The organism is Streptococcus sanguinis (assembly GCF_019928825.1).
GTDB lineage: Bacteria > Bacillota > Bacilli > Lactobacillales > Streptococcaceae > Streptococcus > Streptococcus sanguinis_L.
Genome location: NZ_JAHZOP010000001.1, coordinates 496620 through 518856 on the forward strand (window position 1 = coordinate 496620; position 22237 = coordinate 518856).

A 22237-nucleotide genomic window follows, 5' to 3' on the forward strand; every position below is an offset into this window, starting at 1 on the left:
CTCCTTTGTATATTAATTGATAAAATATTTATCGCATATTTAGTATACTATTCTCTTACTATGGTTGCAAGCGTTTCCATATTCTCTTCTACTGCCTAAAATGAATAAATTCCCCTAGGAAAAAATTACTCTAGCTCTATACCTAGCAGCCCCACCAAGTCTCTTGTATAAATTTCCATAGATTTATATCAAGCTGTATAAAAATTTTTTTGTAAAAGAAAAAAGCCAGATAAAATCTGACTTTAAAGATACGTGGCTGCGGAGGCACAACCCGCAGCCGCGCAAGTGTCGCAGGAAAGAATGAATAGGAGAAAAAGAACAAACTTCTCTCCTATTTCCAAACTGGTTTTGCTTCATAGCTTAAATTATTTTACCGTCTTCTCTAGACAAGCAATCTTACCATACGCTGACCCGCTTATCTGGAGCCAGATACATGGCATCACCTTCTTTGATTTCTGGATAGGTTTCATAGAAGGCCTCTACATTTTTAAGTTGCTGGTTGACCCGCAGCTCAGCCGGAGCATGGACATCCACTTTTAGGAGAAGCTGATTGAATTGCAGACTGGCCTTGCTTCTCCAGATATTGGCATAGTTTTCAAAGTAATTCTTCAAGTCTGCATCTGGATATTTCTTTTTCACAACTTCGAGAGTGGCTGAAAGTCCACCCGCATCGGCTACATTTTCTGTTACTGTAAGCTTGCCATTGACCTTACCGCCGTAGATTTCAATACCATCCCACTGCTTGGTAACAGCTTCAATTTTCTTGTCAAAAGCTTTCTTATCTGATTCAGTCCACCAATTGTTCAAATTTCCCTCTTCATCAAAGTTTGCACCGTTTGAGTCAAAGGCGTGAGTAATCTCGTGACCGATAACCATACCGATACCGCCGTAGTTCTTTTCCATCTCTTGCTTAACATCAAAGAATGGATTCTGCAGGATTGCGGCTGGGAAGTTGATACTGTTATTTTCCTGTGAGTAGTAAGCGTTGATATCATAGGAAGGCATGACCCACTCGGTCTTGTCTACTGGCTCAGAGAAGTGCTCAACATCATATTGATTTTTTGCCTGACTCAAAGCAATTGCATTTTCAAAGAAGGATTTTTTATCATCCACTTTCAAAGCCTTAGTCACTTCGCGAACTTTTTCAGGATAGCCGATATAGAGTTTCATAGTATCCAGCTTCTTGACTGCTTTCTGCTTGGTTTCTTCTGACAGCCATTCGTTTTTCAGCATACGTTCCCGATAGACTTCCTTGATATCCTTGACCATTTGGGTTACTTCTTGCTTGGCTTCCTCACCGAAATATTTGCGTCCATAGTAAAGACTGAAGACATCTGAAAAAGTTCCTGTTGTCAGATCATATGCTGCATCTTCTTTTGAAGTTGCTTCCTTAGTTCCTTGCAAGGATTTTTGGTACTCTGCAAAAATCAGCCGATAGTCATCGGTTAGAAAACTAGATGCTGATGCTGCCTGCTTCACAAGCATCCAAGATTTGAGCTTGCCAAAGTTCTTGTCGTTGACTACCTTGGCAAAATTTTCATAATACTTAGGGTTAGGAACATTGACATCACCAGCTTCCTGGCCTAGATAGTCATTGATCATATCGTGAAACTTAAAGGTATCAGAGTAGGCATTGATGTCTTCTGCCGTCTTAGGATGGTGAAGATTTTTAATTTCCGAAGTTTCTTCATTACTTTGGGCATACTTGGCCAGTTCTCCATCAAATTCTAAGGCTTCTTTGACAATCTTTTCGCTCTCTTTTTCACTGTAGCCCAGCTTTTTCAAGGCTTCTTTGAATGCTTTTTCCAGCGGATCCATCATCCTTTTCTTAGTACCTTCATCTTCATAGTAGCTCTTATCCGGCAGCATAAGACTTGGACTGGACAGATTCACTTGTTTCTGATTGGTATTTTCCAGGTTAGAACTAATTTCAAGGGTAAACGGCAGTGCTAGACCACGCTTTTCCCAGTCAACAGCCTTGCTAGCTAGGTCCTTCAGGTCGGACAAGTCTTCAATTTCCTTGAGATAGGACTTGAGAGGGGCTAGGCCATCCTTTTCCCGCTGCTTGAAGTCAGTAGCTTGCTGGTAGTATTTGATAAACTCAGGCATGCCTTCAATCGTTGACTCTTCTTTACCAGAGACTAGATTTTTGACATCCGCCTTCATCTTATCCTTGACCTGCTCGTTCAGTTCATAAAACACACCGTTAGACGGCTGGTCGCTAGGGATTTCTGCCTTTTCTAGCCATTTTTTATTGATGGCCTGATAGTAATTGGTCCTCACTGTGGCATTCTTATCGATCGGTGTCTCCTGAGGGACAAAGGTCTTATAAGCCCAGTAGCCACCGGCAGCCAAGATTAGGCCGGTCACAGTCAACGTAGAAGTTAGAATGATTTTGGTTCTTTTCTTCATGAGTTCCTCCTTGTATATTAAGTAAAATATAATTGACTTTTTTATTTTACTCATTTACTTTAACATATTCTTTTTTCTTCGTCAACAGAAAACTGAAGGTCTGGAAAAATTTGCCGCAAGAAGAGAGAATAAGGTCATTCAGTCTGCTTTTAAAAGTGATCTGGTCTAGACTCACATTTAAAGAAAAACTAAAGTTTCTATCAGCTGTCCTGTTGCTTCCAGCTCTTTTCTCTCCCCCTTGCACTTTCTAGTATAGCGACCAAACTTCAGATATTTCTCAAGAAATTCTAAAATATTTCTAAAGTTTTTTACCAAAATAAAAAAGACTGAGACAAAAATGCCTCAGTCTAGCTTTATTATGTTCAAAAAATATTGAGGCTGAGACATTTTAAATTATCTCCCAGACCTTTTAAACCAGAACCTCAAAATAAGTGGGCCAAGCTAAATTTTCAAAAATTTAGTTCTGTCCTACACCATCTACTGAACCTTTTTAGCCAGCATAGTCGCAAATCGCAGCTGAATTCGATTGCCGTTTTCATCACGGCGGTGGAGGTGACCAGGATTTTCATTGTACTTAACCAGCTCCCAGCCTTTATAATACTCGGCAAGCTCACCTTCCTTAAAAGTAAAAGGAAAGGGCACAGAGCATGGGAAGTCTTCTGTATCCATGGCACAGACGATGAGATTGTAGCCGCCAAGCGCTGTATGCTCTTGCATATTTCGGATAATATCCGGAATTCGCTCCGCCTGCAGGAACATAAGGACAACGGTGGAAACAATCAAATCATAAGTCTGAGTCAGACTAGCTGAGTTGATATCGTAGCTACCCACTGGCATCTCCAAATCTTCCTGCTCCACAATGCTACGTAAGATCTCCAGTGCCAGCTCATTCTGATCTACGGCCGTCACTTCAAAGCCCTGCTTGGCCAAAAAAAGAGCATTGCGGCCTTGACCACAGCCTAGATCTAAGGCCCGTCCTGGTCGGACTGTTTGCATAGCTTCCAAAACCTCTGAGTGAACTGGATTGCTGCCGTATTTCTTTGGGAAATAATCCTCAGGCCGACAGTAAAACTCCAAATACCACTCCAAATCATCTGTCAAGGCTTCGACCCGATGCCAAGCTTGGGGCTGGGCAAAAGGATTGTCCTGACCAGCTTCAAAGATGTGCTCAGCCAGCTCCTCACCTTCCTCTGACATCTCGACAAACTTAAGACGTCCCTTGAGAACAGTGATTTTTCCCCAAGTTCCCTCTTTGGTATTGTGCTTTCTCTTTACCGTCTCTGGCATGGTCTCAGCCGTCCACAGCGGCATACGTTTATAGGCTAGCAATTCATCTGTCATAAAAAATCCTTTCTCTAAAAGCCAAGCTCCGAATAATCTAACTGTCTTTATCATACTCGAAAAGCACAGACTTGACAAGTGGCAAATCGAAAGGTCCTTCCCTGCAAAAAGAAAGAACTGGTCAATCAGCCAGTTCTTTCTCACATAGAAAGTTTACTTTCTTTTACTTTTCAGCATCTATCTCTTTACGACTCATCGATATGTCCTTTCTATTCGACTTAAGCACCTAATCTTTTTAAGCTTATATCTTAAAAAATATTAGCTACTTCTTAGAAGGTGATACTTGTTCAAAATTATAATACTTGACAAACTCTTCTTGGCTGTTGACAATATGTTCCTGACCATCTATTGAGCTATCTGCTGGAATCGTCACATTTTCAAATAAATTGACTCCTTTTTTATACAGTAACTGTAAAAACGAAAGACTGTTTTCAAAATCAGGTTTGTCAGTCAGAATAGCAATCATACCATTCTCGTCTTCTAAAAGTGCAGCTGATTTAGGATATTTTTGGCGGATAAGGGCAGCCGAAGCTAGTTTTTTACCTTTATTAAGATACAATCCAGAGTTATGTAAAAAATAATCTGATGATAAAGGTAATAACTGACTAAAATACGAAGAGCTTTCAGCTGTCCATTTATCCTGTTCATCACCGGCCTCAACAATCTTACCACTGTTCAAATCAATAGATTTAAGGAAACCGTCTGTATAATTATTTGCTGATGTCTTAAGATAAATATCTAATAACTCTCTTCCCTTACTTACATATACAGTATTTTGTATTCTACTTGGGACAGCATCTGAATCATATTCTCTAACCATCTTAAAAATATCATAATCCTTAGAAGTCAGTTTCCCCCCTTTTGTATTGTAGACGGTAATCCCCCAATACTCTTGCCCTTCTGCTACATTATGAATATTTCCATTACGATTTAGCTTTTGATACTCTTGTACAATTTTTGATCCACCCACTCGTGCATCCTGAGGATACAATCTTTTATTTGCTTTTGTTAACCAATAATCCAAGGGGTTTTCATAAGACCATTTCATTACCAAAGCATTATTATTTTCAATAAATTGATAAGATTGAATTTTCTTTTTTAATGTAATTTTATAATATGGGGTTATATAGTATGCCACATATCCCTGATAAGCTAGATAGGGTAAGAACATAAGCAACAGCAGCACAACGATAATCAACTTACTTTTTTTCGACAATTTCATATATAAACCTCCAGATACTCATTAGACAATAAATTGACATACTTTATTATCCATTATAGCATAAATCAAAAATCAGAGTTGCATACTAAAAAAGACCGGTCGCCCGATCTTTCATCTTGTATTAAAGTTCTTCATCTATCTTGCTATGTCGCGGTTTTGCTCGCGGTGTTTAATAGACTCGCGCTTGGCGTAAGTGTCATTTGCCAGTAGGTTCATGTTCCCACAATGTCTACTATTCACTTCCTTGTACCTCACTATCCTTCGGATGAGATTCTCGCCAAGCCAAGTAATCTTTGTAAGAGGTGATTGATGTTACCTCGCCAGTGTCTTTATCAGTAATTGACAAAGCTAGTCTATCTTGACCAACTGGCGCAAACCAATGCATTATAAGATTAAACCATTCCTCATAACTATTGTCTCCTTGACGCACGAAAACCTTAATTTTCCCTTCATTTAACTTATGCACAAGCTCCGGATGTTCTTGCGATATATTCAATCCCTTTGGAATTTCTGTATGTTTTTGTGAAAATGGAATTAACTGATTCTCTTGAATACTAATATGATAATCATTTCGCAGCATTTCAGACAGCCCCGTTACAGATGTGCCAATTCCAAATATATCTTTTGCTCCAAGATAGTCAGGATTATATTCTATCACTTGACCGCTTTGCAAGTTAATAAGAACATCTTTTAAAGGATATTGCCCTTTTATCTTTCTATTCTGCTCCGTTAAAGTAACATACAAATAATCCACACCTTGATAGTAAACCACCTCTCCAGGAAGCTTTACTCCTGCATTAGGATTGTACTTACGAATAAGTGCAAAAATATCGATTTTCTTTCTCTCTTTCTTAGTATCTATATCGTAAGAATGAAGAAAATAATATTCTCCTTTTTTCTGCCTCTCGTCATCAATTCCTAGACTGATGTTTCTCCGCCATTCTTGCTGGTAAAACTTTTCATGCCCTATATCAAAATGATCATTGACATCCGGGGATTCGATTGTAATAATACGGCCTTCCTCCAATGGCTTTATTTGAATATCATCAATCTTAGATGCTGGTCTTTCTGCGAATTCTTCCTTAAATTTTGGCTTAGGCTCTGTTTTATCATAAGAGAGCAGCATCCAAAGTCCAAAAATAGCTAGAAACGAAATGAATATCAAAATATACTTTTTTATTTTAGGTTCTAAACTATTCATCAAGATTCACCTCCTTTTTTTTGAATAGAAGCATAGCCTGTGTCATATTCTCTATTTTTCATTGAATCTCTGTATCTTGTAAAATAGTACTGTTCTGAGGTATAAGGGGTGAAAGACTATTAAGAATATCCTTCGGTCTGCGTTTTTTGTTAAAAGTTGGATAATATGCACTGTTCTTTTCTTGCAGAATTTGATAAGCCTTAGGATACTCTTTCTGAATTGGGAGATTATTACTTTGTTTAAAGAATTCCTTTTTGAAATTTACAGTGTTGTAGTTGAAGTCAATTCCAAATTTAAGCAATCTATCTCCCGGTAAATTTTCCCCCTGATAATCTTTATTAATTGAATAATATAAACTCTCAATTTGTTGATTCTCCGGTGTGTAGTTGATTATTTTATTAGATTCTAAATCCAGATAGTACGCTTCAACGACTCTTTCAGAATCTTGTGCACCATTTACTGTCTTTTCCACATATGTCACAATATTAATCAAAAGCACTTCTCGTCCATCAGATAACTTATCAATTTTAGGTCCAATGTTTGTTAGCTTCCATTTTTTCCCCTTTTTATACCGCCATTCCAACAAATCAAATTCTTTCTTCTTTAACTTCTGATTTTGAGTATCATATATAACAATCTTAAAACTACTATTACTTTTCCCCCCAAAAGCTAATTTGAAATTTTTTCGAATTATAAAACGTTCTCCTGCAATAATGACATCATCATTGCTAGAGAATGTTTTGTTGTCCGAATCATTTTGTATATACTTCTGAATCTTCTTATCTTCTTTTGGATCTTTACTGATCCATTGTGCTACTAACCCCTTATCTCCCAAAAATACATAGTCACCAATTTCATAATCACCACTATAAGAATAGATACTATTGTAATAGTCATCTTGCGCCTTTTTTGCTTGCTCATCCTTATAGTATTTCCAAACAAAGAAAGCTGCTATAGCAGAAAAAAATAAAAATAATAATGAAAATTTTTTAAAACTCACATATAATCTCCAGTCTATTAATATCTTTTATATTTTAACACACTTAGAATGAGGATTCAAAAAGACCGGTCGCCCAGTCTTTCATCTTGTATTAAAGTTTTTCATTTGTCTTGCCATGTCGCGGTTTTGCTCGCGGCGTTTGATGGACTCGCGCTTGTCATAGTCGTGCTTCCCTTTGGCTAAGCCCAGGAGCAGCTTGGCAAAACCGTCCTTGAGATAGACCTTGAGCGGCACCAGCGTCATGCCAGTTCCCTTGGTCTCCTGCTCCAGCTTTTGGATCTGCTTCTTATGCAGCAGCAGCTTTCTGCGACGCTCAGGCTCTTGGTTCCAGATATTGCCCTCTTCATAAGGCGCAATATGGACATTGCTGAGCCAGGCCTCACCGTTCTTGATCTGGGCAAAGCCGTCTTTTAGATTGATACGGGCAGCGCGGACACTCTTGATTTCCGTACCAGTCAGCACCATGCCCGCCTCGATGGTATCCACGATGGTGTAGTCGTGTCTGGCCTTTTTATTTTGCGCGACGACCTTTCCTTCTCCCTTTGCCATGCTTGGCTCCTTTCTTGACTATTTCCTTGTAAAATGCCTTCTGGCTCTTGCCTTTCTTGGACTTCTTCTCTTTCTTATCTCTGTTGCCTTTTTCTTTGGAAGAATGGCTGCGCTTGCCATCCTCACGGCGTCTCTTTCTGCCTGACCTGCCTCTGCCACTCTTGCTAGTCTTTTCTACCAGGTCAAATTCACTTGGCAGGTATTCAAAGTCAATCTCGCCTGTAGCCTTATCCGCTCGGACCAGCTTGATGCGAATCTGCTGACCGACCTTGAAGACCACGCCGGACTTTTCTCCTTGCAGGGTCATCGTCCGCTCATTATAGCTGTAAAACTCTGGCAGATTGGTAACATGAATCAAGCCTTCGACCGTATTAGGCAGTTCGACGAAGAGTCCAAACTTAACCACGCTTGAAACTACGCCGTCAAACTCTTCTCCAACGAATTCTTCCATGTACTCAGCCTTCTTCATGGCTTCAACTTCACGCTCGGCCTCAATAGCCCGACGCTCCCGGCTGGAAGACTGACTGGCAATCTCTGGAATCACTTGCTCAAAATGCTCTGCTATTTCTTTAGACTTGCCATAATCCCGTACCATCCGGTGAACCAGAAGGTCCGGATAGCGGCGAATCGGACTGGTGAAATGCGTATAAAACTCCGCTGCCAGACCGTAGTGGCCGTAATTGTGCTCGGAGTAGCGAGCCTGCTGCATGGAGCGCAGAAGCATCATGGATAGGACATCCTCATAAGGCTGGTCTTTGACCGATTCCATAATATCCTGCAGGGCCTGTTGACTCATAGAGCTAGCCGTCCCGTATATCCGAATCCCAAAGCTAGAGGCGTAGTCGATAAACTTCTGCACCTTCTCCGCCTTAGGCTCCTCGTGAATCCGATAGATGAAGGGCAGATTTAGCTTAGCAAAATGCTCAGCCACCGTCTCATTCGCCACCAGCATAAAGGACTCAATCATTCGCTCGGCAATTCCCCGCTGACGCAGGACAATATCCACCGGCCGGCCTTCTTTATTGACCATGATTTTGGCTTCATTGGTGTCAAAGTTGAGTGCACCACGCTTAAAACGCATGCTTTCCAGAATTTCATGCAGACGAACCATGCTGTCAATACTAGGCACAATTTCCTTGAACTGCTCAGCTTTTTCCTGATTTCCAGCAATGATGTCGTTGACATCGCTGTAGGTCATGCGGAAGGTCGTCTTGATGACAGTCTGAGTAATGGTATGCTTGACCACGCACCCCTTGGCATCTATCTCCATGATAGCCGACTGGGTCAGCCGGTCCACATTGGGATTGAGAGAGCAGATTCCGTTTGACAAGCGCTCTGGCAGCATAGGTACCACGCGATCGGTCACATAGACTGAAGTCGCTCGATTGAGGGCTTCCTTGTCCAGCTCAGAGCCTTCTTTGACATAGTAGGACACATCTGCGATATGTACGCCTAGCTCAAAGTTGCCATTTTTCAGGCGCTTGATATGGACAGCATCATCCAAGTCTTTGGCATCCGCCCCATCGATGGTAAAGGTAATCTCTTCGCGCAGATCCAAACGTCCTGCCAAATCACTCTCTGTCGGTGCATCCGGAACTCGCTCGGCCTCTTCCAAGACCTTTTCTGGAAATTCGGAGACAATATCCATCGACTCCAGCACTTCTAATACATCAATACCTGGATCGTTGACATGACCGACCACATCGACCAGACTAGCCACAAAGAAATCGTGTTTCTTGGTCGGATATTTGTCAATAGCGACCTTGAGCACCTCTGTACCATCCAGAACCATAGCTGGTTTTTTGACATAAATAGGCTGGCTTATTTTCTGATTTTTCGAGCGGATATAACCCGCATACTTGGGCTTTTCCTCATCCAGAACCAGCTGACCAACCGCTGACGTCAGGCTGTGCTCCAAAATATCGATAATCTTAGCCTCAGCTGATGTTCCCTTGATACGGTCTGCCACCTTGGTAATGACTACTTCCACCGTATCACCATCAATGGCATGATTGACATCATTACGGCCGACAAAGAGGTCATCCTCTTCCTCATTCAAGGTAACAAAGCCAAATCCATTCTTGTGGGCATGAAAAACACCCTTGAGCGTCAGACGCTCCTGCTTTTTCTTCTCATAAAGCTCAATCCGCCCCTTGTCATCAAAGCGAATCTGATGCTTTCTTTCCATCTGGGAAATGGTCTTGACCAAGCTACTAAAGTCCTTGGAAGATTCTTTCCCCAAAGCAGCCGCCAGCTCATCCATGCTGGCCTGCTGCTTGTCTTTTAAATATTCAATGATTTCTGATTTCATATTCCTCTTCTCTTGATGAGCGTTTTCTTCATCCTTGCTAAATCTCTTTAAAACTTAAAAAATAGGCCAAGACGAAGTCAGAGCCCATTTTATTTACTAGATAATACTGCTAATACCAATGCAATCAGTAGCCAGAAGAAAATCATAATTCCCGTCATACGCTGCATCACAGCTTCAAAACCACGTGCCTTAGGACGTTCAAACAAGTCGTTGGCACTGGCATCAAAAACGTTGCTGGACTGATTTTTGGTTGGCTGCATGAAAATTGCAATGACAATAATAGCTGATAAAATGACTAAAATGGTTAATAATAGGTTGTACATAAATAAAAACTCCTTAAAATCCTATCTATTTTATCATAAAATTTACTTGGATTCAAGATGTAAAGTAACTTTTCTTTCCTTAGGACAATACTTTAAGACCTCAATTTTTTCCGGATGCGTTTTTGTATTTTTGCTGGTCAGATAGTTCTGACTACCGCAGCTGGAACATTTTAAATTTATTTTAACGCGCACTAAATATCCTTCTTTTTAAATAAATTTCGAAAACTAAAGAGATTGGCCAGCATACTAACGGCAACCAGCCCTGCTGTTGCATAAAAGACTGAATGATAGCCATAGGCTGCCGCAATAACCGATCCAGACATAGGGCCGACCACCCCACCCAGATAAAAGAAAATCTGATTATAGCTGAAAATCCTAGAGATTCCAAATTTGGGTGTTATCTTACTTAGCAAAGCATTGACACCTGGTATCAGCGCCCCTGTTCCTAGACCGAATAAAAAGCGATAAAAGCCTAGCTGCATAGGGGAGCCAGCATTGGCACAGAGCAGATAAATCAGGATTGAATAGAACTGAGCCAGCACCAGAAGCCGGTGATTGCCGATACGGTCTCCTAACCGCCCCAGAATGCTGGAGCTCATCATACTGGAAAGTCCCATGCTAGAAACGATGAGACCCGAAATAAAAATCAGATTGTCCTTTTGACCCAGTTCTCTGACATAGAGGGCAAGGATAGGGCTGATAGATTGAGCTGCAAACTGGATAACAAAGCTGGTCAGAAAGAGATTCATCAGCATCCTAGGATACCTGAGTTGACGCAGCAATTCCCTAAAGCCTACCTCTTCTTGTCGGGTCACTGGCACAAAATCCTCCCGAATCAAATAAAAGGTCATCAAGGCTGCCACTAGAAAAAAGCCGCCAATCAGGAGAAAGACATTGCGAATGCCGAACATCTCCGCAATCAGACCCCCAATAAAGGGACCCATAAGATTACCCGCAACGACACCGGTCGAGAGAGTTCCCAGAGCATAACCTGTTTTTTCCTTGGGAGCCTGACTGGCAATCAGAGCTGTACTGTTGGGAACATAACCAGCGAAAACACCGTTTAGAAAGCGTAGGAGCAAGAGCCAGAAAATATTGGGCACAAAAGCAATGCCGCCCATCGTGAAAACCATGGCAGTAGCTGCACGTATCATCATAGGCTTACGGCCATACCGATCGGCCAGACTTCCCCATACAGGAGAGAGCAGTGCCGCTGAGATTGCAGAGAGTGAAATCCCTAGCCCAGCGTAATACTCCACCTCATGACCTCTGGCACCCAACTGCTCCACGAAAAGTGGCATAAAAGGCGTCACCAGAGAAATGCTAGCACCTGTCAGGAAGTTCCCAAACCAAGCGACTTTCAGGTTATGTTTCCAGTTTACTTGTGTCGTGACAAATCATCTTCTTTCTAATTTCTGCAAAGCATCGCGAAGCTGCTGTCGAGTTTCCTCAAGCGAGCCATTATTATCTATCAGCACATCCGCCCTCTTTCGCTTTTCTTGGAGAGATAGCTGAGCTGCTATGCGTTTTTCTGCCTCTTCCTGACTGAGAGAGTTTCGAGTCATAAGGCGACTGAGCTGAGTTTCCTCAGTCACATCCACCAGCCAGATCTGCTCAAACCAGTCTTCATATTGTAACTCAAACAGCAAGGGAAGATCCATAAAAAAGATATCTTCCGTCTCTGCCAGCAAATCTCGTCTGCCAGCCAGTTCCTCGCGGATAATCTGATTTTGTATTTGACTGGACTGCTCCAAGAGTTCGGGATTCCCAAAAATCATAGCTCCCAGCTTAGGCCGGTCCAAGCGCCCATCTTCCTGTAAGATAGATGAGCCAAAAGTAGATAAAAGAGCTTGATAAAGCCGTCCCCCCGGCTCTTGCAGCTCATGCACTACCTGATCCGCATCAATGACCTGATAACCCTGCTGCCTTAAAAACTCTGTCACAGTTGACTTACCTGAGGCAATGCCGCCAGTGATACCGATAATTCTTGCCATAACAGCTACCTCGCTTTCTGGCAGTGAGGACAGAGATGAGTACCGCGTCCACCCAGCTTAATTTTCTCAATCGGGCTGCCGCATCTAGCGCAGGGTTGCCCAGTCTTTCCATAGACCTGCAGAAAATCCTGCATCGTGCCATCTTCACCCAAAGCATTGCGATAGGTCCGAATAGTCGATCCTCTCTTTTCAATCCCGAGCTGCAAAACTTCTATAATCTGCTCACGCAGCCGATTGACTTCAGCAGGCTTCAGACTATCTGCTGGCCTTGCCGGATGAATCCGCGCCCGCCAAAGAGCCTCATCTACATAGATATTGCCTAGCCCAACGACCAAGGACTGCTCCAGCAAATAGGGTTTGATGGGCTTCTTGGAACGCTTCAAAGCTGCTGCAAAAGGAGATAAAAGAAAGTCCGCCTCTGTCGGCTCAGGACCAAGCTTTCTGGCAGCAAAATAAGCCTCCAGCTGGTCCTTTCTCAAGAGCTCCATGGTCCCAAACTTGCGGACATCCTCATAAACAAGCGTTCCACCATCCGTCGTCTGGAAAAAGACATGAGCATGCTTGCGCTCAGGCACCTCATCAGGATAAAAAAGATACTTGCCTTCCATTCGCAGATGGGAAAGCAGCACTCCACCCGTCAGGTAAAAGAGCAAATACTTGCCCCGACGGCCAATCCTTTCAATGGTCTGACCTGGCAAGTCATGGACAAAGCTATCCGCTCCCGTACCAATCATCTTGGCATAGCAGACCCGCACCTGATCAATCGTCTTGCCAGCAACCAGACGTTCCAAACCACGCCGAACCGTTTCCACTTCAGGTAATTCAGGCATAAAGCTCCTTTCTATATTCTATTTGTTAGTCAGAAATATACTCTAAAATATCAGCAGGCTGACAATCCAGCGTTTCACAGATAGCCAGTAAGGTCGCAAAGCGAATACCTTTAGCCTTACCTGTTTTTAGAATAGACAAATTTGCTTGTGTAATTTTTGTTATTCCTAATAGAATTTTTAATCACTACTCTTTTTAAAACTTTGGTAAACATCATCAATAAAAATCTTTGCAATACGCTTTTTGAAATCTTCATTACTCAATAGCACTCCAAAGAAATCTTGATTTTGGGTGTAACCATCAGTTAAAGCTTTATCAATTTCATCCTCAAATGAAAATTCGAAATCTTCGCGAGAGTTTACTAAAGCTGATTGCTTCAATTTAGGATTCTTCTTCATCAATTCCCTAATTGAGACTGCCCCGCTAACAGCAATTTGATCATCAATATCTAAATCAAGCTGCTCATTAATTTCTTCAATGATTTCAGACAATTTTTTCTCTTGTTCTTCAGAAACATTTGATAAATTCGGCTTATTTAGTGTCACCGAATAATTTCCCTCTAACTCTGCCACAGTGTAAAAACCGGTTTGTTTGTGTTTCATATAATCTACAACAATCTTATCAGCAATAGTGAAATCATTCCCTCCCAATCGGACATCAATCATTTTCACAAGACCTTGCAGATAATTGTATCGTTCATGAAGCAATTCATTTTGATAAGCTGTAGCCTGAATCAAGAAGGTATACATCCGTAAAAATCCACGAATAACTTTACGGATATTTACTTGTTCTTTTTCATCAAAACGCTGCACTCGTGCATACCCGTTTGACAGTAGAGCGAGCATCTTTTGTTTATCGCGGCTGGAACGTTTCTCTTGATATAAGAATTGATTATAGGCATGGACATCATCATTATCTACTATTCCATAACTTTCAATTTTAGCATCTAAATCAAATACATCGCTCGGAGTAATCGTTTCAGTCAAAATTGTTTCTCGGTAGTAGGGAGCAAAAGCTCTATTAATATCCTCATAGGTATTTTTAAAATCAAGAATAAAAGTCTTTTTGTGATAGCCTTTTACAATACGATTCAAACGAGATAAAGTCTGTACTGCTGCTACATCACGCAACTTTTTATCTACATACATAGCCAATAATTTAGGCTGGTCAAAGCCCGTTTGATATTTATTTGCAACGATTAGCACTTGATAATCATCAGTATCAAACTTACTTTTGAGCTTATCTTCACTAAAGCCATTCATAGAAGATTCGCTAAATTCAGCTCCATCAAGGCTCAACCTTCCTGAAAAAGCGACGGCCGCTCCGATACTAGTAATATGATGCTCTTTTAAATATTTCTTAAAAGCTTGTTGGTATTTGACAGCTGCCTCACGTCCTGAAGTTACAATCATTGCCTTTCCATGTCCACCTAAATCAGCCATGATGTCATGAGTAATAAAATGGTCCATGATAATTTCGACCTTTTGATGAATATTTTCATCAGATAGCTCCACAAATTTAGCAATTTTCCGCTTTGCCACTGTCGTTTTGAGTTCAGGATCCTCTTCGACCGCCTTATTTAGCTTGTAGTATGTTTTATAAGTGGTGTAGTTATTGAGAACATCTAAAATAAAACCTTCCTCAATAGCCTGCTTCATACTGTACAAGTCAAAAGGAACCTTTGAACCATCTGGTCTAGTAGAGCCAAACAACTGCAATGTAGTAGCTTTAGGTGTCGCTGTAAATGCAATAATAGAAATATTGTCTTGTTTCCCTGTACGGGCAATTTCCTGTTCAATAGCATCGCCGACAGACACTTCTTGTGGCTCATCCATTGTGCCGTTCCCTATATCCGTTTCAGTCAATACCTGACTGACTGCACTCATATAGGAGCCAGTCGTAGAACTATGCGCCTCATCAATCAAAATGGCAAATTTCTTTTCTGCTGTTACACCCGCAGACATCCAGTTTGATTTATTTATTTGTGCAAACTTATGGATAGTGGTCGCAACAATTTTTGTATTCCCAGCAAGTGCATCTGCTAAGTCGCTAGAAGTAGCCTTATCATCCATAACCTTAATCACACCAGGCTGATGCTCAATAGAACGAATAGCATCTTGAAGTTGACGGTCAACAACGATACGGTCAGTAACAACCAAAACTGTATCAACGATATTTTGATTTTCTTCATCATGAAGACTAACTAAGCTGTGTGCCAACCAAGCAATCGTATTTGTTTTACCCGACCCCGCAGAATGCTGAATCAGATAGTTTCTGTCAGTATGGTTGACTCGCATATCTTCTAAAATACGATTAACTGCTCGTCTCTGCTGATAACGCGGAAAAATGATATCCTTTTTATCAGGCGTTAAAAAGATAAAACGTTCAATCAACTGTAGGATACTTTCTTTCTTCAGCAAATCTCGCCACAGATATTCTGTTTCTGGCCCCTGATTATTCTGGGGATTCCCTGCTCCTTGGTCAATCCCTTCACCCTTTCCTTTATTAAAAGGCAAGAAGTAGGTATCTGATCCCTTAAGCTGAGTTGTCATATAGACTTCCATCCAGTCAACCGCAAAACTAACTAATACTCCTGCATTAAATCGGAAAAGACGATTTTTAACATCACGTCCTTTTAACTGATTAATAGCATCCTGGACAGATTGGCCACTTGAATTTAGTTTCAACTCAATAGCAAACAAGGCTAAGCCATTAAGAAAGATGACTAAGTCAATACGTTCTTGGTCCTTATAGACCACTTCTTCCATTACTGTCAAGCGATTTAAATTATACTGATGACTAGCCTTTTCATTAAAGTCTGTTGCTGGTCTGCGGTACATAAGACGAAGTTTTTTATTCTCAATATACACTCCATCTTTTAAGGCAAATAGAAGACCACCTTTGATAATTTCTTGATTAATCAAATTGAGAATAGTCTCTCTATCAAAACGCTTCAAGAGTTTTTCGACAGTTTCTTCTTGAGTTGACATCAGAAATTCCCATAAAATATCTATATCCATAGCCAACCGTTGATTATAAGCAGACTGAGCACGCTGAATATAGCCATTATACTGAATGAGATCTTTTAAAATCCATTGCTGAAAATCATAACGCTCAGTAATATCTAAATTTGCCATCTGCTCTCCTTATGCTTCATCACCAAGAGATAAAATCTCCAAATACATATCCAATCTTTCATTGATATATTTGGCAAATAGATTCTCCATTGCCGATAAACTTCCTTTTGAATGAAAGTCATCAAATGCTTGGTAATAAGCTAATTTGTCCATAAATTTTATATCAATCGGTGGATAGCCTGCCTTCATCAACTCCAAATTCACCAAGAGCCTACCTGTTCGGCCATTGCCGTCAATAAACGGATGGATACTCTCAAAGGCAATATGAAACTGAGCTAGTTTGGTCACCATATTTTCCTGACTTGCAGCATAGTCCACTAGAAGTTTTTCCATCAATGGAGCAATCATATACGGCTGAGCCGGTTCATTAGCTGCTCCCATGATGCGCACTGGAACTCTGCGATAAATGCCTCGGTCATTTTTTTTATCCGCTAGTACTAGATAATGAATATCCTTTATCATCCGTTCTGACAAAGACTGGTTCTTCTCAACAAGCCTTTGAACATACTGAAAAGCCTCCTGATGACCGATTGCCTCCATATGATCTTTTAAAGGCTTTTGATCAATAGTCAATCCACGCAGGACCAAATCTGTCTCACGCAAGGTCAGAGTATTGCCCTCAATGGCATTTGAATTATAAGTATATTCGACTGTGAACTCTTCATTCAGCCGCTCCAGCTCTCCATCCGTCAAAGGGCGAAGTTTTGATAACTTCATCATCTTTTCATCAATCAAAGGCAAGAGGCTCTCTGCTTTTTTATAGCGACCATCCGCTGGTTTTCTGGCATCTGAGGGAATTCTCCACAAACGCCCTTCTTGGACAGCACCCGGAATCTTTCCCTGACTGCACAGAGACCTAACTCGACGATCAGAAATACCCCAGAGATCAGCTGCCTGCCTCACTGTCATATACATGAGTACTCCTCACTTTCTCCCTCTATTATACCATAGTCCGGAACAATATGAGGAATAACGGAACGATGTTTGCAGATTAACGGAAGGATAATAAACGGAAATAATATGTAGGCCATACACATTAGTCTTATAAAACTCACTATTCCCAATTATGTCCCCATTACTTACAAATATCTAATTAGTCTTTCTTTTTTCCTTTTCACTATCTAAACTTAAACATAGAATCTTTCTAAAAGTTAATACTAAACTACATAGCGATAAAATGAAATACAATAAACTTCCGATAAAGATGCTCATACCCACATGTACAATATTTACTGAGTTATTTTGTTCAAGAGATATAAAAATAGAAGGAAAAATTAATAATAGTACTGATAAAATCGACAGATCAAAAAGTTGTTTCATTATTAGCAAGTCTAAATTCAGAGTTTTTAGTTTTTTGATAAATGGATTGTCCGGTAAAAATGAAGTAATACTAAATGAAGCTATAAGTACACCTGATGTAAAAATAAGGACATTTTGAATAGATGATAGAAAATCTGCATAATTCTGAAAAACGGACAATTTGATTGGACATATCAAAAAATACAAAGCTACTAACAAGGAAAGGGAAAAAAATATTTTTTTCTCATGTTTTCTAATTTTAGTAATCATTCAAATACTCTTCCCTTACTTTATAAGCTCTTTCAAGTTTATCATAAAAGACATTGTTATCAACTTCATCTAGATAATATTTTTCATAATAGTTTAACTTATGAGTTACTAAATCAATTATCTCTGAGTCACCATAAACAGACATAGTTCGGATCTTCATATTCTGGTTATCTTTATACGAACACAATTCGTCTATAGCGCGTTTAATTCTATTTTTATTTAAACTAGCTCCCTTTATTCTCATTTCCATACTTTGTGCCGACATCTCTTTAGCAAATTCAACACCACTATTAATATCTTTTACTTGCTCTGAGAATAACGATAAATTTTCTGGAATAGCAATTGAAAAAACAACGTCATGGATATGTCGCATGTTATTTAGATTTTCAATAGCATTTTTATCCTTTATAATATTAAATTCGAATTCTCTATAATCAATACCAACCTTTAAGGCTATGAATTTTCTTAATTCTTCTATTGTAGTTTGAGATTTACCGCGTTTCTGAACTAAAATGCTATTGTTGAAATCATATAAAAATTGAGCGTCATTAGCTATTCCTTCGGTATCTTCTTTTTCTACTATATCTCTATTTTGAGTCTGAATATCATCTATCTGAATATCTTGATTCAAATCAACTTTTGCAATAGTAAATAATAAATAAGTATCCGTTTTTCGAATATCGCTACGTAAATAATAAGATAGATTTCCAATAGATTCTGTACTAAGTGGTGTCATTGGATTAATCTCAGCAAAAAAAGCATTAATCTTTGAAACGGCATTTTCTTTAGAAACAACTTTATAAAACAGACACTTGAATTCGCGTTCTACAACCATCTACACTCTCCTTTTCCCTGTCACATAATCATAAATAAGAGTTTGTCGTTGTTTGTTAATATTTTTAATTTGCTCGTTCTTGATTTGAATAAGTTTATCTATTTGAACTGTTTTCTTATCAAGAAAATCAACAACTTGTTCTTGTTCTTCATTTTTAGGCTGAGGAATGCTCCAATTTTTTATTAAATTTTGACTGATATTTGGTTGAGTCCCACCTTGTGCAGAAAAAATCAAATTACTCTTACTTGCTTCTATAGCATATTTCCCAAAGCTAACTTTTTCAGAGGATCCCAACATTGCGACAACTGCTTGATTAACACAAGCATCAATGTAACTAACAGCCACATTGCCAACTGAAGCACCGTACATTGCTAAAGCAACAAAAGGTTGTTGATATATTTTTAATGCCGAAGTAGATTTAAAACCTTGATAACTAATAGTTTTACTTACACTCGTCACCGTATCAGTTTGATATAAATCTCCAGATTGAATCCAATTTATATCACCATCATAGAATATTTCATTATCGCTTTTAGGAGTAGAGCCACTACCAATTTCATCAAAGATATATTTGATAGCTTTTACTCCCCACCCTTCAGGCACTTGTCCAATCCAGTCGATTCCTGAATCTTTCATAGGGACTGTTTGATCCAATCCTTTTGTGACAGTCTTATAAATCAAGCTAGCGCGGTAGTCTTTGAATTTTTGAATTTGCTCCTCTAGTAGAGCTTTTACCTTATCCAACTGAACCGTTTTCTTATCTAGAAAGTCAGCAATCTTTTGTTGTTCTGATACAGGTGGTAAAATAACTTTTATTCTTTCTATAACTCCCATTCCTATATTTTGTTGAGTTCCAAAAGACCAATTAAATTCTACTTGAGCTTTAAACAAAGTGGATAACAAATAAAAATAAATGTATTTTTGAATAGCTAATGTTTTATTACATCTAATTAAAGCTAACGGAGACCAAATATCAAAAATATCATCCGTATTGACTATACCAACATTTCCTGTTGTTGCACCAGATTTTACGATAAAAATATCATCTTTTTTAGGTGAAATTTTTTTCTTAAAGCGTTCATGGTCTTTTAATGAAATATATCCACGCTTATAATTAAAATCCAAAATACCATCTTTTACAGCTTCTGCAGATAAAAATGGGATTCCTGTTTCATATAATACTGGTGTTTCATGCGGTCCATCTGTGACAGGCGTCTCTACTATATGCTTTATTGCCCTTACTTCCCACTCTTCTGGTATCTGCCCAATCCAGTCAATGCCACTCTCTTTCATCCTAGTCATGTTTTAGTTCCTCCAAGAGAGTCTGTAGTTCTGCTTCCAGTTCATAAAACTCTGCCAAGAGCTTGTCGGCACTTTCTGGTGCTTGGTATTGATAGAAATAGCGAGTAAAAGGAATCTCGGCTCCATAGCCTTTTTCCTCATCAAACCAGTAATGGGCGTCAGGTACATGGGGATAGACCTCACGCGCAAAGTAGGCTTCAACATCCTCGGTACATTTGACGATTTCCGTGTCTTTGGTTGTCTTATCATAGACAACACCATCTGCTATCTCGCCAAACTTGTCCTTCTTGGTCGTTGTGATAATTTCTGCTGTCTTATCCATCTCGCTCATAGCAAGCGCAATAGCATTGACATTAGCTGGTGTCACCTTCACCTCAGATAATAGCTCTCTGATTACCTGACTAAATTCCTCAAAATTAGGGTAGCTGTCATCAGTGATTCCAAGCCGGAGAGCATTTAATAACTGCTCCTGCTTAGTTTTCCCCGCTGCTAAGTCTTGTAATTTCTTCTCATCATTGGCTCTGCGAGGCTCCATTTCAAGCAGTTCCTGATATTGGTATTCATCATAAAGCTTTGCTACAAATGGGACACTTTTAACCTTTTCGATGGTATCTTCAGTAATTCTGCCTCGGCGTTGGAGAGGCTGCATAACGATATACTCTTTATAAAGAAATTCTTTGTTATCAAATATTTTCACATGGTCATTTTCTTCAAAGTTATGGTACCACTGGATAATCTGCCGGATATTGTCCTCAGAAAGTTCACGACGCTTTTGTCCCAGAGACTTTCTCAATGGTACAAACTCTTCGGTCGCATCAATAAACTGTACCTTATTCCGACGCTTAGGAGCTTTATTTTTATTATAAATCCAAATATAGATGCCAATTCCTGTATTGTAGAAAAACTGACCAGGGAGTGCGATGATAGCTTCTAGCAGGTCATTCTCTAAGATATAACGCCTAATCTGACTTTCTCCAGATGTTGTTCCACCTGAAAAAAGCGGAGATCCGTTAGAAATAATAGCTGCACGTCCATTCTTTTCTAGTTTAGCCAAGCCATGCAAGTGGAAAAGCAGCTGAGCATCACCTGTTGCCGGAGTATTGACAAACCGACCTTGTCTGCCATCGGTTGCCTCAAAAAGTTCTTGATCTTTTTTGACAGCCTGTTCTACACCATCATCAGCGTCCTTTCCTCCCCAAGACTGGCCAAAGGGAGGATTGGCAATGACAAAATTCATCTTTTTGTCCGCAAAGGGATCACCATCTTTAAGAGTATCTGTCTTCACAAAGTAGTCGGAATTTTCCTGCCGAATCAGCATATCTGCCCTTCCGATACCATAAGTTTCTGAGAGATATTCCTGACCAAAGAGAAGAACATTCACTTCAGAATTCAAACGACGAATATAACTTTTGGCTGTAGCCAGCATGCCTCCCGTACCAGCAGCCATGTCTAGAATTTTTACTATTCTCTTATCTACAAACAGTTCCTCATCTGCTTCAACGAGCAGTAAGTTGACCATCAAAGCAATGACCTCCCGAGGTGTATAGTGAGATCCTGCTTCCTCATTTTCGGAGAAACGGCGAATGATGTCTTCAAACATATAGCCCATTCGCATAGAATCCACTGTACTCGGGGATAGATCAATTTTGGAGAATTTCTTAATGACAGTGAATAGGCGTCCTGTCTGTGCCAAGGTATGGACCTGCTCCTTAAACTTAAGGTTTTCAATAATGTCCTTTACTCGTTTGGAATAACCATCTAAATAAGCGAGAAAGTTTTCTTCGATTGCATCAGGATCATTTTGCAAATTTTCAAGAGTAAAAGGGCTTGTATTATAGTATTTATAGCCTGATATATCTTCAAGAATCTGTTCCGGTGTTTTTTTGTCTTTCTTGTAGGCTGCAATCACTTGATCCTTGGTTGGCAGTAGAGCTGCTTCCAATCTAGCTAATACAAACATGGGAATAATCACATCACGATATTTATCTGCGCGATAGGCTCCTCGAAGTGTATTCGCAATAGACCAAACTGTGTTGACATCGCTAGAAATATTAACATCATTTTTCTGAAAAAGAGGAATTTGCGATTTTAATTTTGACATATATATACTCTATTTCCAATTCTTATTTTAGTATCTTTCTGGTGAAAAAAATGTAGACCATCTCTCGTTTGTAGTAAAAAGAGATAACAAAATGTTATGCTCTCTTTCACTG

The 22237-nt window shown here is 39.8% G+C and carries 19 protein-coding genes; all 19 read right to left on the reverse strand.

The annotated features are described in order from the left end of the window. Positions 1–396: 396 nt before the first annotated feature. The 19 genes from K1J09_RS02450 to K1J09_RS02540 all read right to left on the reverse strand — a co-directional run bounded on the left by K1J09_RS02450 (position 397) and on the right by K1J09_RS02540 (position 22125). A complete protein-coding gene (locus K1J09_RS02450) occupies positions 397–2466 on the reverse strand; it encodes a M13-type metalloendopeptidase (protein WP_223322421.1) in 2070 nt (689 codons plus the stop codon). 423 nt (positions 2467–2889) lie between these two features. Further along, complete coding sequence (tehB, locus tag K1J09_RS02455) at positions 2890–3753, reverse strand: SAM-dependent methyltransferase TehB (RefSeq protein WP_032913626.1); 864 nt, start codon at positions 3751–3753, stop codon at positions 2890–2892. A 262-nt stretch (positions 3754–4015) separates the two neighbouring features. Further along, positions 4016–4975 (reverse strand): hypothetical protein, encoded by a 960-nt coding sequence (locus K1J09_RS02460; protein WP_223322420.1) that lies wholly within the window; start codon positions 4973–4975, stop codon positions 4016–4018. 232 nt (positions 4976–5207) lie between these two features. Continuing rightward, complete coding sequence (locus tag K1J09_RS02465) at positions 5208–6176, reverse strand: hypothetical protein (RefSeq protein ID WP_223322419.1); 969 nt, start codon at positions 6174–6176, stop codon at positions 5208–5210. A 58-nt stretch (positions 6177–6234) separates the two neighbouring features. After that, positions 6235–7176: a hypothetical protein gene (locus K1J09_RS02470; protein WP_223322418.1), complete on the reverse strand. Its 942-nt coding sequence runs from the start codon at positions 7174–7176 to the stop codon at positions 6235–6237. Between the two features lie 81 nt (positions 7177–7257). Then, on the reverse strand, positions 7258–7725 hold the full coding sequence (gene smpB / locus K1J09_RS02475; RefSeq protein ID WP_223322417.1) for an SsrA-binding protein SmpB: 468 nt from the start codon (positions 7723–7725) through the stop codon (positions 7258–7260). Continuing rightward, positions 7688–10036, reverse strand: a complete 2349-nt coding sequence (rnr, locus tag K1J09_RS02480; protein WP_223322416.1) for a ribonuclease R — start codon at positions 10034–10036, stop codon at positions 7688–7690. The genes smpB and rnr overlap by 38 nt, the downstream gene beginning before the upstream one ends. 89 nt (positions 10037–10125) lie before the next feature. After that, a complete protein-coding gene (gene secG / locus K1J09_RS02485; protein WP_002894878.1) occupies positions 10126–10359 on the reverse strand; it encodes a preprotein translocase subunit SecG in 234 nt (77 codons plus the stop codon). A gap of 42 nt (positions 10360–10401) precedes the next feature. Beyond that, positions 10402–10551 carry a 50S ribosomal protein L33 gene (gene rpmG / locus K1J09_RS02490; RefSeq protein ID WP_072074309.1) on the reverse strand — a complete coding sequence of 50 codons (150 nt, stop codon included), beginning with the start codon at positions 10549–10551 and terminating at the stop codon, positions 10402–10404. Continuing rightward, positions 10551–11723, reverse strand: a complete 1173-nt coding sequence (locus K1J09_RS02495; protein ID WP_315687774.1) for a multidrug efflux MFS transporter — start codon at positions 11721–11723, stop codon at positions 10551–10553. The genes rpmG and K1J09_RS02495 overlap by 1 nt, the downstream gene beginning before the upstream one ends. Positions 11724–11756: 33 nt before the next feature. Beyond that, the gene (gene coaE / locus K1J09_RS02500; protein ID WP_223322415.1) at positions 11757–12353 is read right to left on the reverse strand and encodes a dephospho-CoA kinase; all 597 of its coding nucleotides are present in this window, start codon (positions 12351–12353) and stop codon (positions 11757–11759) included. Between the two features lie 5 nt (positions 12354–12358). After that, on the reverse strand, positions 12359–13183 hold the full coding sequence (gene mutM, locus K1J09_RS02505) for a DNA-formamidopyrimidine glycosylase (RefSeq protein ID WP_223322414.1): 825 nt from the start codon (positions 13181–13183) through the stop codon (positions 12359–12361). A gap of 25 nt (positions 13184–13208) precedes the next feature. Then, complete coding sequence (locus tag K1J09_RS02510; protein WP_152905390.1) at positions 13209–13358, reverse strand: helix-turn-helix domain-containing protein; 150 nt, start codon at positions 13356–13358, stop codon at positions 13209–13211. 2 nt (positions 13359–13360) lie between these two features. Then, positions 13361–16318, reverse strand: coding sequence for a type I restriction endonuclease subunit R (locus tag K1J09_RS02515; RefSeq protein ID WP_223322413.1), 2958 nt, complete (start codon positions 16316–16318; stop codon positions 13361–13363). Positions 16319–16327: 9 nt separating this feature from the next. Continuing rightward, complete coding sequence (locus K1J09_RS02520; RefSeq protein ID WP_223322412.1) at positions 16328–17233, reverse strand: Fic family protein; 906 nt, start codon at positions 17231–17233, stop codon at positions 16328–16330. A 174-nt stretch (positions 17234–17407) separates the two neighbouring features. Beyond that, the gene (locus K1J09_RS02525; RefSeq protein WP_223322411.1) at positions 17408–17887 is read right to left on the reverse strand and encodes a hypothetical protein; all 480 of its coding nucleotides are present in this window, start codon (positions 17885–17887) and stop codon (positions 17408–17410) included. After that, positions 17877–18722, reverse strand: a complete 846-nt coding sequence (locus tag K1J09_RS02530) for a DUF6731 family protein (RefSeq protein ID WP_002894871.1) — start codon at positions 18720–18722, stop codon at positions 17877–17879. The genes K1J09_RS02525 and K1J09_RS02530 overlap by 11 nt, the downstream gene beginning before the upstream one ends. Next, positions 18723–20024 (reverse strand): restriction endonuclease subunit S, encoded by a 1302-nt coding sequence (locus K1J09_RS02535; protein WP_223322410.1) that lies wholly within the window; start codon positions 20022–20024, stop codon positions 18723–18725. Beyond that, complete coding sequence (locus K1J09_RS02540; protein ID WP_223322409.1) at positions 20017–22125, reverse strand: type I restriction-modification system subunit M; 2109 nt, start codon at positions 22123–22125, stop codon at positions 20017–20019. The genes K1J09_RS02535 and K1J09_RS02540 overlap by 8 nt, the downstream gene beginning before the upstream one ends. Positions 22126–22237 lie beyond the last annotated feature (112 nt).

Bases quoted from the DNA above. Each gene is read 5' to 3' on its own strand.
- K1J09_RS02520 (WP_223322412.1), bottom strand. From the start codon at position 17,233: ATGTATATGACAGTGAGGCAGGCAGCTGATCTCTGGGGTATTTCTGAT.
- K1J09_RS02460 (WP_223322420.1), bottom strand. From the start codon at position 4,975: ATGAAATTGTCGAAAAAAAGTAAGTTGATTATCGTTGTGCTGCTGTTG.
- K1J09_RS02515 (WP_223322413.1), bottom strand. From the start codon at position 16,318: ATGGCAAATTTAGATATTACTGAGCGTTATGATTTTCAGCAATGGATT.
- smpB (WP_223322417.1), bottom strand. From the start codon at position 7,725: ATGGCAAAGGGAGAAGGAAAGGTCGTCGCGCAAAATAAAAAGGCCAGA.
- K1J09_RS02540 (WP_223322409.1), bottom strand. From the start codon at position 22,125: ATGTCAAAATTAAAATCGCAAATTCCTCTTTTTCAGAAAAATGATGTT.
- mutM (WP_223322414.1), bottom strand. From the start codon at position 13,183: ATGCCTGAATTACCTGAAGTGGAAACGGTTCGGCGTGGTTTGGAACGT.
- K1J09_RS02450 (WP_223322421.1), bottom strand. From the start codon at position 2,466: ATGAGTAAAATAAAAAAGTCAATTATATTTTACTTAATATACAAGGAG.
- K1J09_RS02530 (WP_002894871.1), bottom strand. From the start codon at position 18,722: ATGGTTGTAGAACGCGAATTCAAGTGTCTGTTTTATAAAGTTGTTTCT.
- K1J09_RS02465 (WP_223322419.1), bottom strand. From the start codon at position 6,176: ATGAATAGTTTAGAACCTAAAATAAAAAAGTATATTTTGATATTCATT.
- rnr (WP_223322416.1), bottom strand. From the start codon at position 10,036: ATGAAATCAGAAATCATTGAATATTTAAAAGACAAGCAGCAGGCCAGC.
- coaE (WP_223322415.1), bottom strand. From the start codon at position 12,353: ATGGCAAGAATTATCGGTATCACTGGCGGCATTGCCTCAGGTAAGTCA.
- tehB (WP_032913626.1), bottom strand. From the start codon at position 3,753: ATGACAGATGAATTGCTAGCCTATAAACGTATGCCGCTGTGGACGGCT.
- K1J09_RS02535 (WP_223322410.1), bottom strand. From the start codon at position 20,024: ATGACTAGGATGAAAGAGAGTGGCATTGACTGGATTGGGCAGATACCA.
- K1J09_RS02525 (WP_223322411.1), bottom strand. From the start codon at position 17,887: ATGATTACTAAAATTAGAAAACATGAGAAAAAAATATTTTTTTCCCTT.
- secG (WP_002894878.1), bottom strand. From the start codon at position 10,359: ATGTACAACCTATTATTAACCATTTTAGTCATTTTATCAGCTATTATT.